A 14127-nucleotide genomic window follows, 5' to 3' on the forward strand; every position below is an offset into this window, starting at 1 on the left:
CTGGTTCCGGCTTTGCAGGACCGATCACCGGCACCCTGCTGGAGACCGCTAGTTCTGGCGCATCCAGGTATCGGAGGCCTTGACCCACGCCCCGTCCTTGAGCTGGACCGGCCATGCGGCCGTGTTGGAGCCATGCTTGTCCCCGGGGCCGAAGACATACGGCGTGCCGACCATGGGGTTTTCGATCGGTTTCATCGCGAGTAGCGCATCCGTAACGGACTGGCGTGTGATGTCACCTTTGATGCCCTTGAGGACCTCGATGAAGTAGGTTGCGGCCAGATATCCACCTTGGGCGAAGGACGTCAGCGGAATGTTGTTCTTTTCCATCAGGGCCCGCCAGTCCTTGTTGGCAGCTTCGTTCGGGTCGGTGAACGGCGCGAACTCCGCGGGGACGTACACGCCCTTGCCTGCGCTGCCCGCAGCCTTGGCGAATTCACTGGTGTAAGTAGACGTCAGGAACAGCCACGTCACATCTGTAAGGCCCTGGGCTTCAGCGGCTTTGAGCAGGCCAATCGCGTCCGGCTCAATGGCATTGATGGAGACAGCTTTGCAGCCGGAGTTCTTTGCCTTGATCACCTGGGGCGTGAAATCGGGGCTGCCCAAGGGAACGCTGTCGTCCAGGAATTTCAGGCTCTTGCCGGTCTTCTTAGACCAGTTGTCGATGGCCGCCTTGTAGGCGGGGCCCGTGCTGCCTGCAATTTCCAGGAACCCGCAGATGTCCGTGAGGCCCAGCTTCTCAGAGCCGTACGTCAGGGTCATTTCGGTATCGAGGAACGGGCCGACGTTGACAGGCGAGACCGCCGGGCTGGAGAAGCATGCGGGGTCCACGCCGGTTCCCTGCAGGGAGAGGATCTTGTTCTGCTGGTAGTACTTGGCGTTGACATCGCAATCCAGCAGGCTGGCCGAACCCACCATGGCCACGGCCTTCTTGGACTCAACGACGTCCCGGGCAGATTGCGATGCGGTGGAGGGATCTCCCTTGTCGTCCGTGATGACGTAGTTGATCTTTTTGCCGTTGATTCCGCCGGAAGCGTTGAAGGCATCGAAGACGGCTTTGGATGCCGCCGAAGCCTCGGGAAACGTTGCTCCGCCGCTCAGCGCGTTGACGGAGCCAACGACGATGTCGTCTCCGGCCGCGGCTGCCTTGGTGCTGTTGGTGTCCTCGCCGCAGGCAGTCATCAGCAGGGCGCTGGCCATGGCGATTGCACCGATTTTCGTCAGCTTGGAAATCATGAAGGCTCTCAATTCTCTCGGAGCGGCAATTCAGGTGAACATCGGCACTGTGGGATGGATCACTTCGGCGCGACGGTATGGTCCAGCGTAAATTGGCCCCGCGCCGAGGACTTGTCTGTGAGTGAACTTCACTTGTCCAAATCGGCACAGCTGAGGGGCGGAATTGATGCTGACACTGGTGCGCAATCCGTTCCGCTGAGGTCAAGTGCCCTTCCCTTGTAGACAAGACTTTGCACTTCCATCCGCCCAATACTCAAAGCAGTGCCAGCGCTCGCTGGCTGAGAACTGGAAGGAACCACACGACCGTGAATCTTCTCGACACCGCCAACTGGCTGCCCTTGGATGGCCTGGCTCCGGGTTTCGATGCCAATAAGGCGCCTCACTCGCCGGACCTAACCGGGCGGACTATCGCCATCAATGCATCCAACGGATCTGTCATTACACATACCTTTACCGAAGACCGCGTGAACTGGGATTACGACGCAGCCGACGGCGACCCGCACGGCGATGAGCACGGGGATGATTCGTACGAGGCATTCATGGTGGACGGAGGGCTCTACTTCGTCCAGTTCCAGACGCAGGTGCGTCCACTCGACGCCGTCAGCCTCGTGCTGGATCTGAAATCGGGGCGTTCCCTGACAGTGGTCACGATCATCGACGAAGAGAATTCCCGGGGCACCCGTGTGAAGCAACTGTTCGACGCCGGCACCATCGCCGAGGTTCCGACGATCGGCCCAGCGCCCGTCCCGAGCCGCGCCCTGATTGGCCGGCGGGTCCTGTGGGTCTACAGCCCCGAGCACGCTTACGAACACATCTACTTGAGCCCCGAGTGGTACACGTGGCAGTGCCTCGCTGGTCCTGAGAAGGGCCTTGCCGACACTGACGAGAACACGGTCTACGAGATCCGTCCGGGCATTTTCGTGTTTGCCTGGCGCGAGAAAGTCATCCCCTGTGCTTCGGTAACCATTGCCGACCATCGCAACGTCCGGAGCATCCGCTCCCACGGCGCATTGTTCGGACTCGACGAGTCGGGCGAGGTGCCAACGCACTTCACATTTGGTGCGTTCGGCCGCTTGATTTCGACCACAGTGCACCCTGAGGAGTTCGACCCGGCGCGCTGATTGGCACGCCGCCGGCGCGGCCCCCAAAGAAGGACCGCGCCGGAAGTCGCGTGCGGTTCACGTCGCGGGTGTGTTCTCAGTCCTCCAGAATGTACTTCGCGGCCTTTTCCCCGATCATGATGGACGGCGCATTGGTGTTGCCGGTGGTGATGCGCGGCATGATCGAGGCGTCCGCTACATACAAGCCCGCCAGTCCGTGCACGCGAAGGCGTGGGTCCACCACGGCGAGGGCGTCGACTCCCATTTTGCAGCTTCCCACCTGGTGGTGGTAGGTCACCGCACGGCGGCGCACATAGTCGCGCAATCCTTCATCGTCGACGACGGCGGGACCTGGGTACAGTTCCTGAGCGCCCCAGGCCCCGGCGAGGGCAGAAGCAGCGCCGATCGCGCGGCATTGGCGGAGGGAGGCGACGAGCGCACGCACGTCCTCCTCCTCGTTCAGGGCCGCGAGGTCGATCAACAATGGATCGTGTGGATCGCTACCCGACAGCCGGATGCTTCCGCGGCTCAACGGGCTGACGATCCCGGCCATGAGGGTGAACGCGTTGCGGTCCGGCCCCGTCATGTCGTCCTGGTACATCGGAACGCTGAAATGGATAGGTTGCGTATCCGGCACGTCAAGGTCCGGATGGCTCTTCCAGAACAGGTGGCTTTGGGTGATCGAAACGCCCGGACGCGGCGCGTCAATATCTCGGGTTGTGGTGAAAATGACGGGGGCAAGCAAGTGATCGTGCAAGTTCTTTCCGACGCCAGGGAGATCGTGAACGGGGGCGATGCCAAGATCCGCGAGCTCTTCGGCCGGCCCGATCCCACTCCGCAGCAGGATTCGGGGCGAGTCGATCGCCCCGGCGCACAAAATGACTTCATCCGCGTAGGCCCTCAGCAGCTCCCGGTCGCGCTCGTATTCGACCCCGCTCACGCGTCCGTTCTCAAGCAGGAGCCGGTGTATATGGCAGCCGGGTTCAAGTTCCACGTTGGGTGCACCTAGCACGGGCTTGAGATACGCGATGTAGGTATTCAATCTCTTGCCATCGCGGATGGTGAGCTGCTGCTGCGACACACCATCAAGCCGGCCGCTGTTGTAGTTCGGGTTGCGCTCAAGGCCGATCTCGACGGCGGCATCGATCACGGCGCCCTGGATGGGATCCAGCGGATAGTCGTCGCTCACGTCGAGCATGCCGTCGTCGCCGGGAAGTGCCTCGATCTGCTGGTAGATAGGCAGTACATCCGCCCAGGACCAGCCGTCGTTGCCTTCGGCCGCCCAATGGTCGAAGTCGGCCGGGGCGCAACGGACCCAGATCATTGCGTTCAGTGAGTGGGATCCGCCCAGCACCTTGCCTCGCGGCAAATGGAGACGCCTGCCAGATGCATGCTCCTGCGGAACTGTGTAGTAGTCCCAGTCGTCGGCGCTGTGCCATAGCTCACCCATCCGGCTGGGATCGTGGATTGCCGGATTGCTGTCCTCGCCTCCGGCTTCGAGCACCCTAACGTGCACCCCCGCATCGGCGAGCCGGCGGGCGACGACGCATCCCGCAGATCCTGCTCCGACGACAATGACGGATTTCGGCGTGGTCATGGGCGCTTCCCTTCAGCCTGCTTTGAGAATGGCATGTCCGGCCCCGGCTAGGCCTCTTCTGCTGTCACGGCCAACTGGCCGCTGGCCATCATGAGCAATCCTGCACCGGGAACGCAGTATGTGACTTGTCTCACAAAGCAAGGTTCTTGTCGAACCATGCACGCGCCATGCTTCGAATCACAGGAGTGTAGAATTGCGGCCAAGCTCACACCCGGCAGCCCAGGGTCTGCGGGGCGAGGGGCACTTAAGAAGGAGTTTGATGATCGCCGTGGCCGATGCCGGTTCTGCCACAGTTCAGACAGTCGTGGCTGACAGTTTCCAGGACTGGAGCCGCGCCATCTCGGAGTCGTTCGTGCCGCTGATGGTCCGTTCGAACGATGCTGCCACTTTCCACGGGACCATGCGCTCCCGGGTGCTCGGTGATATCTCCGTTATTGAGGTCAAGGCCGGCCGGCACACTGTGGTCAGGACGCCTGCCCTGATTGCAAAGTCCACGGAACGCTATTTCAAACTGAGCATCCAGCTATCGGGCACCGGCCGCCTCGTGCAGGATGAACGCGAAGCCGTGCTAAGCCCCGGCGACCTCGCTATCTATGACACCTCCAGGCCGTACGAACTTTCCTTCGACAGCGAGTTCCGGACCCTCGTGCTCATGTTTCCCTACGGGCTATTGGATCTCCCGGTTGAAGCCATGGTGCAAGTCACCGCGATGCGCATCCCCGGCGACCAGGGCTTGGGTGAGCTCATCAGCCCCTTTCTGGTGCGTCTGGCAGACAATCTGGAAGCGTTGTCCGGCGCCAACGGCCTTCGCCTGGCCCATAACGCCCTGGACCTGGTGACTACCTTGTTCAACGGGGAGCTCGACCAACTGGTCGAGGCCGGTCGCGACCCTCACTTGTTGTTGCTGAGCAGGATCCATGACTACATCGAAAGCAATCTCGGCGATCCGGAGTTGGGTCCGGGTTTGATCGCGGCGGCGCACTACATCTCGACCCGACACTTGCACGACCTCTTCCAGGAGATTGACACCACCGTGGCTGCTTCCATCAGGCAACGCAGGCTTGAACGCTGCCGGCGTGACCTGCGGGATCCCGTGCTGGCAGGCCGTCCCGTGTCGGCCGTCGCGGCCCGCTGGGGTTTTACGGATGCTGCGCACTTCAGCCGTATCTTCCGAGCGGCCTTCGGCAATTCGCCCACTGGCTACCGCAACGAGTCCTGAACAAAGATCCACTGCCCCAAGGCTCCGCAACCTTCGTCCATGGTCAAGTGGCATGCCGCCACAGACAAGACCTGCCCTTGTGCCCTGCGTCATAGTCAAGGCAAGGGCGCAGGCAAATGAACGCCCGCAAACGTCGCACTTGAAGAGGGAGTTCCGATATGGCAACGAAGCTGTTCATCGATGGCGAATGGGTCGCAGCAAATGGCGGTTCGATCGCGACGATCAACCCAGCTACAGAAGAGGTGCTGAAGGAGGTCGCATTCGCCAGTAGCAGCGATGTGGACAACGCCGTCAATGCGGCACGCGCGGCCTTCAACAACCCCGACTGGCGGAATCTCCTTCCGGTCCAACGCGCAGCATTGCTATTCCGCCTCGCGGACCTGATCAGCCAGCACGCAGAGGAACTTGCCGAGTTGGAGACGAAGGATCAGGGACAGCCGATCGGTATCTCCAGGGCTGTCTCGGTCAAAGGCGCGGCAGAGCACTTCCGCTATTACGCCGGCTGGGTCACCAAAATCGAGGGGACCACGTCGCCTATCTCCTTCCCGGATACCCTGCACTACACCAGGCGCGAACCCATCGGTGTTTGTGCGTTGATCACTCCTTGGAACTTCCCTCTCATGATCCTCGCCTGGAAGCTGGCTCCGGCGCTTGCTACCGGTAACACTGTTGTCATCAAGCCAGCCGAGCAGACCCCGCTGACCGCTATCCGGCTGGTGGAACTGGCTGCCCAAGCCGGATTCCCGTCAGGCGTCATCAACTTGACTACCGGCGACGGTTCTACCGGTGCTGCCCTCGTGGACCACGCGGGAGTCGACAAGGTCTCTTTCACCGGCTCCACCGCCGTCGGCAAGTCCATCGTCCGAGGCTCCGCCAACAACCTCAAGCGCGTCACCCTCGAACTCGGCGGGAAGAACCCCTCCATCATCGCCGTCGACGCCAACATCGATGCTGCCGTGGCAGGTAGCATCGCCGGTGGAACACTCAACACTGGGCAAGTCTGCGCCGCCTACAGCCGCTTCTACGTCAATAAGACCCGCGAAGCCGAGTTTGTTGAAAAGATCGCTGCAGGAATGGACGGGCTGACGCTGGGCTCGGGCCTCGACGCCAGCACCCAGCTCGGACCGCTGGTCTCCGCCGAACACCTGGCACACGTTGAACGGCTCGTGGCTACAGGAGTTCCGCAAGGTGCCGAACTCATCACGGGCGGCAGGCGGGCCGCGGAAACCGGTTACTTTTTCCAGCCCACGGTCTTCGCTGGCGTCAAGGACACTATGACCATCGCCACGGATGAGATTTTCGGACCGGTCCTGTCCATCATGGCCTACGATGACGACGACGAGCTGCAAGAGCTCATCAATCGCGCGAACGACACTGACTATGGTCTTGCCGCCACGGTTTGGACGAAGGACCTCGGCGCCGCCCATCGACTCGCGAATGGTATCCGGGCCGGAGCCATCTTTGTCAACATGCCTCCCATCCCGGACATGGCAGCACCCTGGGGTGGCTTCAAGTCGAGTGGATGGGGCCGTGAAATGGGTCCATATTCGATCGACGCCTACACCGAAGTCAAAGGCGTCTGGATGCACTACGGAGCATGAAGGCCATCACACTCCAAGGCGCCCCGACCCTACCGAACAACTCGGCCCCACCGAACCAAGGGCGTCACCGGCTCAATCCAAACATTAGTAGTCCCTGTCGAAGACAATTTTGGCCTCAGCCTACTGAATTCGAATGCCGCCTCTATCAACGGGAGTGGCGGCCACAGGAGTAGTTAACCCACCCCACCCCCCAAAATCCCCCCGCATCTACAATGGAGACATGCCGGACATTGAGCGGTGGCCCACGGGGCGCTTGTTGTCTACAGCGGCCCGGCTGGTGGAACACGCCTGGGATGAAAACCTCAGGTCGATCGGCCTTACCCATGCTGGCGTCATAGCGATGGAAGTCCTTGCAGCCACCGGTCCCATCACCCAGACCACCCTGGCCCAGATTGTGCGGGTACAGGCCCAGACCATGGGCCAGACCCTCAATAGACTCGAAGCCCACGGCCACATCACGCGCCACCGCGGTTCCGAGGACCGCAGGGTGCACGTCGTGTCACTGACCGACGCCGGCACGGATGCGTTGGAGCGGGCTGCCGAATCGGAGCAGCAAGTCCTCGCCCAAGTGTCCATCGATACTTCGATGTTCAGGCATGAGTTGAAAGTGCTGGTGCGCGAGCTGGCAGGCCGACAAGTACCCGCAGGCGTCACTGCCGACGTCCCCTACGCGCCCGCGCGGCGCGAAGACTAATCGCGCAACGAGCGGGAACGTCGACGGCGGCACGCCTATCGCGCACTGTCCCCTCACCGCGGGCTGTCAATTCGTCCAAGACCCCGCCGCACCAGGACTTGACTCTTGACAACCTTCTCAAGGAACGCGTAGTTTGAATCGTATTAATGAAACGATTCAAACAATCCAAACATTGATCTGAGGCCCGAGACTCCCGGGCTTCACGCTGGACACCACGGAATGCGAGAACCAACCATCATGAAAGACGTAGCAACGGCGCTGGGCCGGTTGGAAGAGCTGGCCATCGAGGTTCCCTCGTGGGCCTACGGCAACTCGGGCACCCGCTTCAAAGTGTTCGGCACGCCCGGCACGCCGCGGACTATCCAGGAGAAGCTCGCCGACGCCGCGAAGGTCCACGAACTGACGGGCCTTGCACCGACTGTGGCACTGCACATCCCCTGGGACAAAGTGGATGACTACGCCGCCCTCCGGGAGTGCGCGGCCGGCCTTGGCGTCGGTCTGGGGACCATCAACTCCAATACGTTCCAGGACGATGAGTACAAGTTCGGTTCCCTCACGTCGTCGGACGCAACGGTGCGCCGCCGCGCCATCGACCACCACCTGGAGTGCATCGACATCATGCACGCAACGGGTTCCCGGGACCTGAAGATCTGGCTGGCAGACGGCACCAACTACCCGGGACAGGACGACATGCGCGGCCGCCAGGATCGCCTGGCCGAGTCCCTGCAGGAGATCTACGCAGCCCTCGGCGAGAACCAGCGCCTGGTGCTGGAATACAAGTTCTTCGAGCCGGCTTTCTACCACACCGACGTTCCGGACTGGGGTACCTCTTACGCGCAGACCCTGGCCTTGGGGGAGAAGGCCTTCGTCTGCCTGGACACCGGCCACCATGCCCCGGGTACCAACATCGAGTTCATCGTCATGCAGTTGTTGCGCCTGGGCAAGCTCGGATCCTTCGACTTCAATTCGCGTTTCTACGCTGACGACGACCTGATCGTCGGTGCCGCCGATCCTTTCCAGTTGTTCCGTATCATGCACGAGGTCATCCGCGGTGGCGGATTCGGCAAGTCCGCAGGAGAGAATGCAGGCGTCGCCCTCATGCTGGACCAGTGCCACAACCTGGAGGAGAAGATCCCGGGCCAGATCCGCTCGGTCCTCAACGTCCAGGAAATGACCGCCCGTGCGTTGCTTATCGACGGCGCCGCGCTGGCCGAGGCGCAGCGCGAGGGTGATGTCCTGGCCGCCAACGGCATCTTCAACGATGCCTTCTACACCGATGTCCGGCCGGTCCTGGCCGAGTGGCGCGAATCGCGCGGCCTGCCCGCGGACCCGATGACGGCGTTCAAGGCCAGTGGCTATCAGAAGAAGATCAACGAGGACCGCGTGGGCGGCCAGCAAGCCGGATGGGGCGCTTAGGAACATGAGTTACAAGACTGTTGAAGAACTGATCGCCCGTTCCAACCGCCTGGGTGCGGACAAGCGGAACACCAACTTCGCCGGAGGGAACACCTCGGCCAAGGGCACAGAAAAGGATCCGGTCACCGGCGAGGACGTCCAGCTCCTCTGGGTCAAAGGCTCCGGCGGCGACCTGGGCACCCTGAAGGCCGAAAACCTGGCTGTTTTGCGCCTGGACCGGCTGCAGGCACTCAAGGTTGTTTACCCCGGCGTCGAGCGCGAAGACGAAATGGTGGCCGCCTTCGATTACTGCCTCCACGGTAAGGGCGGCGCCGCGCCGTCGATCGACACCGCCATGCACGGACTCGTCGATGCAGCGCACGTAGACCATCTGCACCCGGACTCCGGCATCGCGATCGCGACGGCGGTGGACGGCGAAGCGCTGACCTCCAAGATCTTCGGCGAGAAGGTCGAGTGGGTTCCCTGGCGCCGCCCCGGCTTCCAACTGGGACTGGACATCGCCGCCATCAAGGAAGCCAACCCGCAGGCAATCGGCACCATCCTTGGCGGCCACGGCATCACCGCTTGGGGCACCACCAGCGAGGTAGCCGAGGCCAACTCCCTGTGGATCATCGAGCAGGCCGAACGCTACATCGCCCAGAACGGGAAAGCTGAACCCTTCGGCGCCAAACTCCCCGGCTACGCCGCACTTTCGGAGGCCGAGCGTCGCGCGAAGGCGGCCGCCTTGGCTCCCGTGATCCGTGGCCTCGCTTCGGCCGATAAGCCGCAGGTGGGCCACTTCAGCGACGATCCGCGTGTCCTGGAGTTCCTCGAAGGCGCCGAGCATCCCCGCCTCGGGGCGCTGGGCACCTCCTGCCCGGACCACTTCCTGCGCACCAAGGTCAAGCCGCTCGTCCTGGATCTGCCCGCCGATGCCAGCATCGAGGAGAGCACCGCGCGCCTCAAGGAACTCCACGCCGCATACCGAGAGGATTACCAAGCCTATTACGACCGCCACGCCGATGAAAACAGCCCGGCCCTGCGCGGCGCGGACCCGGCCATCGTCCTGGTCCCCGGAGTGGGCATGTTCTCCTATGGCAAGGACAAGCAGACCGCACGGGTCGCGGGGGAGTTCTACCTCAACGCGATCAACGTGATGCGCGGTGCCGAGGCCATTTCCTCCTACGCCCCGATCGAGGAATCCGAGAAGTTCCGGATCGAGTACTGGGCCCTTGAGGAAGCCAAGCTCGCGCGCATGCCGAAGCCCAAGTCGCACGCCACGCGCATTGCGCTGGTGACGGGCGCGGCGTCGGGCATTGGGAAGGCGATCGCGACCCGCCTCGCGGCAGAGGGCGCCTGCGTGGTCATCGCGGACCTCAACCTGGACAACGCGCAGGCTGTCGCCGCCGAACTCGGCGGCGCGGACGTCGCCATCGGAATCCAGGCCGATGTCACCGACGAGGCCCAGGTAGCTGCCGCCGTCCAGGAGGCCGTCCTGGCCTTCGGCGGGCTGGATCTGGTGGTGAACAACGCGGGCCTGTCGATCTCCAAGCCGCTGCTGGAAACCACGGAGAAGGACTGGGACCTGCAGCATAACGTCATGGCCAAGGGCTCGTTCCTGGTCTCCAAGGCCGCGGCGAGGGTCATGATCGATCAGGGCATGGGCGGGGACATTGTCTACATTTCCTCAAAGAACTCCGTGTTCGCCGGTCCGAACAACATCGCCTACTCGGCCACCAAGGCTGACCAGGCTCACCAGGTTCGCCTGCTTGCCGCGGAACTGGGCGAGTACGGCATCCGCGTCAACGGGATCAACCCCGACGGCGTGGTCCGCGGCTCCGGGATCTTCGCCGGCGGTTGGGGCGCCAAGCGCGCCGCCGTTTATGGGGTCGACGAGCAGGAACTGGGCAAGTACTACGCCCAGCGCACCCTGCTCAAGCGCGAAGTCCTGCCCGAGCACGTGGCCAACGCGGCCGCCGTGCTCACCAGCAACGAACTCTCGCACACCACGGGCCTGCACATCCCGGTGGACGCCGGAGTCGCCGCGGCCTTCCTCCGATGAACGCCCAGTTGTTCGCCGCCGTCGATATCGGAGCGTCCTCCGGACGCGTCATGCTTGGCCGCGTGGGCGAGGACCCTGTGTCAGGAAAGACGGTCTCGCTGGAAACGGTGCACCGGTTCCCCAACGGCGTGGTAGAGCTCGACGGCGGACTCCACTGGGACTTCGATGCCCTCTTCGAGGAGGTGCTCAAGGGACTTGCGGCGGCCGCTGATACGGCCGCTGCGAGCGGGGAGCGGATCGCCAGCATCGGGATCGACACGTGGGCAGTCGACTACGGGCTGGTGGATGCCAGCGGCAAACTCCTCGCGCAGCCGTTCAGCTACCGCGACGAGCGGGGCCGCACCGCCGTCGCGAACGTCCACAAGGTGCTGGACCCGGCGCGGCTCTACGCCACCACCGGGCTGCAATTTCTGCAGTTCAATACGATCTACCAGCTCGCCACCGAGCGGGAACTGCGCGGCGTCCAGGCGTTGCTCATCCCGGACCTGATCGCGTTCAAACTCACCGGGCAGCGCCGGACCGAGGCCACCAATGCGTCCACCACCGGGCTCTTCGACGCGGTCGCAGGGGAGTGGGCCACCGAACTCTTCAAGCCCCTCGGCCTGCCCAAAAACGTGTTCCCCGCCATCATTCAGCCCGGCGAAACCGTGGGCACGCTGCTGCCGGACATCGCGGCCCGGACAGGGTTGCCGCCGGAGACTGCGGTGGTTGCCGTGGGATCGCACGACACCGCCTCGGCCGTGGCCGCGGTGCCGGCGTCGCGCGAAGACTTCGCCTACATTTCTTCCGGGACCTGGTCCTTGGTGGGCGTGGAATTGGACAGCCCGGTCCTTGGCGAAGCAAGCCGGCTGGCCAATTTCACCAACGAGCGCGGGGTCGACGGCACCGTCAGGTACCTGCGCAACGTGGGCGGGCTATGGCTGCTCAGCGAATGCATGCGCACCTGGGCTGCTGACGGTTACGCGCCGTCGCTGGCTACACTGCTCGACGCCGCGGCCGCACTGCCCGCGGGAGGCCCGCAAATCAACGCAGACGATCCCGCGTTCATCGCGCCGGACAACATGCCCGAGCGGATCCGATCCGCCGTGCGCGCCACCGGCGCCGTCCTCCCGGACCGTCCGGCCGCCGTCGTGCGTTGCATTCTGGACAGCCTCGCTACCGCCTACGCGAGAACCCTGGCACGCGCCGAAGAACTTTCCGGCAAGCAGACGTCCGTGGTCCATATCGTGGGCGGCGGCTCGCAAAACCGGCTCTTGTGCCAGCTCACCGCGGATGCCACCGGCAAGTCGGTCGTTGCTGGTCCTGTGGAAGCCACGGCGCTTGGGAACGTCCTGGTGCAGGCACGCGCGGCCACCAAGGAGCACCGCAGTCTCCAGGAATTACGCCGGCTGGTAGCTTCCAGCTCAGCGCTGCAACGCTACGAGCCCGCGCGCGCGGGGACGGCGGCACTCCAGGAATTGAGGCAGTGAGTAGTATTGGATCACTTATTGATTCGATTCATATAGCGGGAGGTCGACGTGCCGAACAACTTGGGCGCCAAGCTGAAGGATGTCGCCGTCCTGGCCCAGGTTTCCGTCGGCACGGTGTCAAATGTCTTGAACAAACCCGAGCAGGTCTCAACCGACAAGAGGAACCGTGTTCTGGCCGCAATCGATCAGCTTGGGTTCGTGCGCAACGAATCGGCCAGAAGCCTGCGGTCAGGTTCCAGCAGGAGCTTGGGCATGCTGGTTCTCGATGTCCGGAACCCCTTCTTCACCGATGTGGCGCTCGGAGCCGAGGACGTAGCCGATGCCCACAAACACTCGTTCATCCTGGCCAATAGCGCGGAAAACAGCGTCCGGGAGCAGTCCTACCTTGACCTCTTTGAACAACAGCGTGTCCAAGGCATCCTGATTACTCCCTTGGGGGATGTCATCGAGCGTCTTGAGGTCATGCGCTCCCGGGGCATACCTTCAGTCCTCGTGGACCGGCTCGCGAGCACCGGCCACTTCTGCTCAGTTTCAGTCGATGACACAGCGGGCGGGAGGGCCGCGATGGAGCACCTCTTGAGCGTCGGTTCAACCCGTCCAGCCTTTGTTGGGGGGCCGTTTACCCTTCAACAGGTTGATGATCGCTACCATGGTGCACTTGCCGCAACCGAGGCGGCAGGCGTCCGGCTCCAGTTGTTTGAAACTCCGAACCTGAAGTTCGAGCGCGGCCGCCACATTGGCGACGTGATCAACGATCTCCGGCCGGACACGCGCCCTGACGGGGTTTTTGCTGCCAACGACCAACTCGCCCTCGGTCTCCTGCAATCCTTTACCGAGAACGGGCTCCGGGTACCCGAGGACATCGCGATTGTTGGCTTCGACGATATTGACTTCGCCTCCCAATCAAGCATCCCGCTCACGTCCATCAGGCAGCCACGGCAGCTCATTGGCGAACGCGCGGCCGAGCTCCTTTTCGACGAAATCGACAATGAACTCGAACACGAACACCAGCAGGTCGTGTTTATGCCGGAGCTTGTTGTTCGGAGGAGCAGCCAGCGCTCCTAGATCTCCTTATCGCGCCGCCGGGACAGCCAGACGACCAGGGCCAGGACGGCGGCGCCGCAGAGCACGGCAGGGCCGAAGCGGCGCGCGAGGACGGGCCACACGGCCGAGCCCAGATTCAACTCGGACGCCGGCGCGGAGGGTGCGACGGGCGCAGGTGCCGCCACAGGCTCCGCCGGAGGCTGGGATACCGCCGCCGGTTCGGGCTCCGCAGGACCTGCGGAGCCCGGCTCAACATCCCTTGAGGCCCCGCCGCCCGCCTTCCCGATCACGCACTGGACAAACTGGTCCAGCAACTTGTCCGAGATATCCTGGATGACGCCGCGGCCGAATTGTGCTGGTTTGCCGGTGACGTTCATGTCTGTGGTCACGTCCACGGAGGTGCCGTCGCCGCCGGGCGTCAGCACGGCCGTCACCGTGGCGCCAGCGGTGCCGTTGCCGCGTTTGTCCTTCCCTGCGGCCGAAATGACCACCGTGTGCGTGGCCTCGTTGCGTTCGAGGAATTCACCGGTGCCGGTGTAAATCATGGCGATCGGCCCGAGCTTGACCTTGACCGTTCCAGTGAACTCGTCGCCGCTCACGGACGTGAGGGTCGCTCCCGGGAAACAGGGCGCGATATCTTCCAACTGGTTGAAGGAATGCCAGGTGTCCTCCAGCGAACTGGGAACCACGAAGTGATGTTTGAGTTCCACGTC

11 protein-coding genes are annotated in these 14127 nt (G+C 63.2%); 8 read left to right on the forward strand and 3 right to left on the reverse strand.

Going from position 1 to position 14127, the window contains the following annotated elements; genetic code table 11:
* Positions 1-48 precede the first annotated feature (48 nt).
* Positions 49-1233, reverse strand: coding sequence for an ABC transporter substrate-binding protein (locus OOZ51_RS11085; RefSeq protein ID WP_265979580.1), 1185 nt, complete (start codon positions 1231-1233; stop codon positions 49-51).
* A gap of 278 nt (positions 1234-1511) precedes the next feature.
* On the opposite strand from OOZ51_RS11085, the gene OOZ51_RS11090 reads away from it, so the two are divergent.
* Positions 1512-2354 (forward strand): molybdenum cofactor biosynthesis F family protein, encoded by an 843-nt coding sequence (locus OOZ51_RS11090; protein WP_416346372.1) that lies wholly within the window; start codon positions 1512-1514, stop codon positions 2352-2354.
* A 76-nt stretch (positions 2355-2430) separates the two neighbouring features.
* Here OOZ51_RS11090 and OOZ51_RS11095 read toward each other — a convergent pair whose 3' ends face one another.
* Positions 2431-3930 carry a GMC family oxidoreductase gene (locus tag OOZ51_RS11095; RefSeq protein ID WP_265979584.1) on the reverse strand — a complete coding sequence of 500 codons (1500 nt, stop codon included), beginning with the start codon at positions 3928-3930 and terminating at the stop codon, positions 2431-2433.
* A gap of 259 nt (positions 3931-4189) precedes the next feature.
* Here OOZ51_RS11095 and OOZ51_RS11100 point away from each other — a divergent pair, with 259 nt between their 5' ends.
* From OOZ51_RS11100 to OOZ51_RS11130, 7 genes are all read left to right on the forward strand, one after another.
* Positions 4190-5149 (forward strand): AraC-like ligand-binding domain-containing protein, encoded by a 960-nt coding sequence (locus tag OOZ51_RS11100; RefSeq protein WP_265979585.1) that lies wholly within the window; start codon positions 4190-4192, stop codon positions 5147-5149.
* Positions 5150-5307: 158 nt separating this feature from the next.
* Positions 5308-6750, forward strand: a complete 1443-nt coding sequence (locus tag OOZ51_RS11105; protein WP_265979587.1) for an aldehyde dehydrogenase family protein — start codon at positions 5308-5310, stop codon at positions 6748-6750.
* A 220-nt stretch (positions 6751-6970) separates the two neighbouring features.
* Positions 6971-7444, forward strand: coding sequence for a MarR family winged helix-turn-helix transcriptional regulator (locus OOZ51_RS11110; protein ID WP_265979588.1), 474 nt, complete (start codon positions 6971-6973; stop codon positions 7442-7444).
* A 237-nt stretch (positions 7445-7681) separates the two neighbouring features.
* Positions 7682-8860: an L-rhamnose isomerase gene (gene rhaI / locus OOZ51_RS11115; protein WP_265979589.1), complete on the forward strand. Its 1179-nt coding sequence runs from the start codon at positions 7682-7684 to the stop codon at positions 8858-8860.
* 4 nt (positions 8861-8864) lie between these two features.
* Positions 8865-10901, forward strand: coding sequence for a bifunctional aldolase/short-chain dehydrogenase (locus OOZ51_RS11120; protein ID WP_265979590.1), 2037 nt, complete (start codon positions 8865-8867; stop codon positions 10899-10901).
* Complete coding sequence (locus OOZ51_RS11125) at positions 10898-12370, forward strand: rhamnulokinase (protein WP_265979591.1); 1473 nt, start codon at positions 10898-10900, stop codon at positions 12368-12370. The genes OOZ51_RS11120 and OOZ51_RS11125 overlap by 4 nt, the downstream gene beginning before the upstream one ends.
* Before the next feature lie 48 nt (positions 12371-12418).
* Entirely contained in the window at positions 12419-13435 is a 1017-nt protein-coding gene (locus OOZ51_RS11130; RefSeq protein WP_265979592.1) for a LacI family DNA-binding transcriptional regulator, read from the forward strand.
* Here the strand turns inward: OOZ51_RS11130 and OOZ51_RS11135 are convergent.
* The gene (locus OOZ51_RS11135; protein ID WP_265979593.1) at positions 13432-14124 is read right to left on the reverse strand and encodes an SRPBCC family protein; all 693 of its coding nucleotides are present in this window, start codon (positions 14122-14124) and stop codon (positions 13432-13434) included. The genes OOZ51_RS11130 and OOZ51_RS11135 overlap by 4 nt on opposite strands.
* Positions 14125-14127: the final 3 nt, after the last annotated feature.

This window comes from Arthrobacter rhizophilus, assembly GCF_026241105.1.
Classification (GTDB): Bacteria; Actinomycetota; Actinomycetes; order Actinomycetales; family Micrococcaceae; genus Arthrobacter.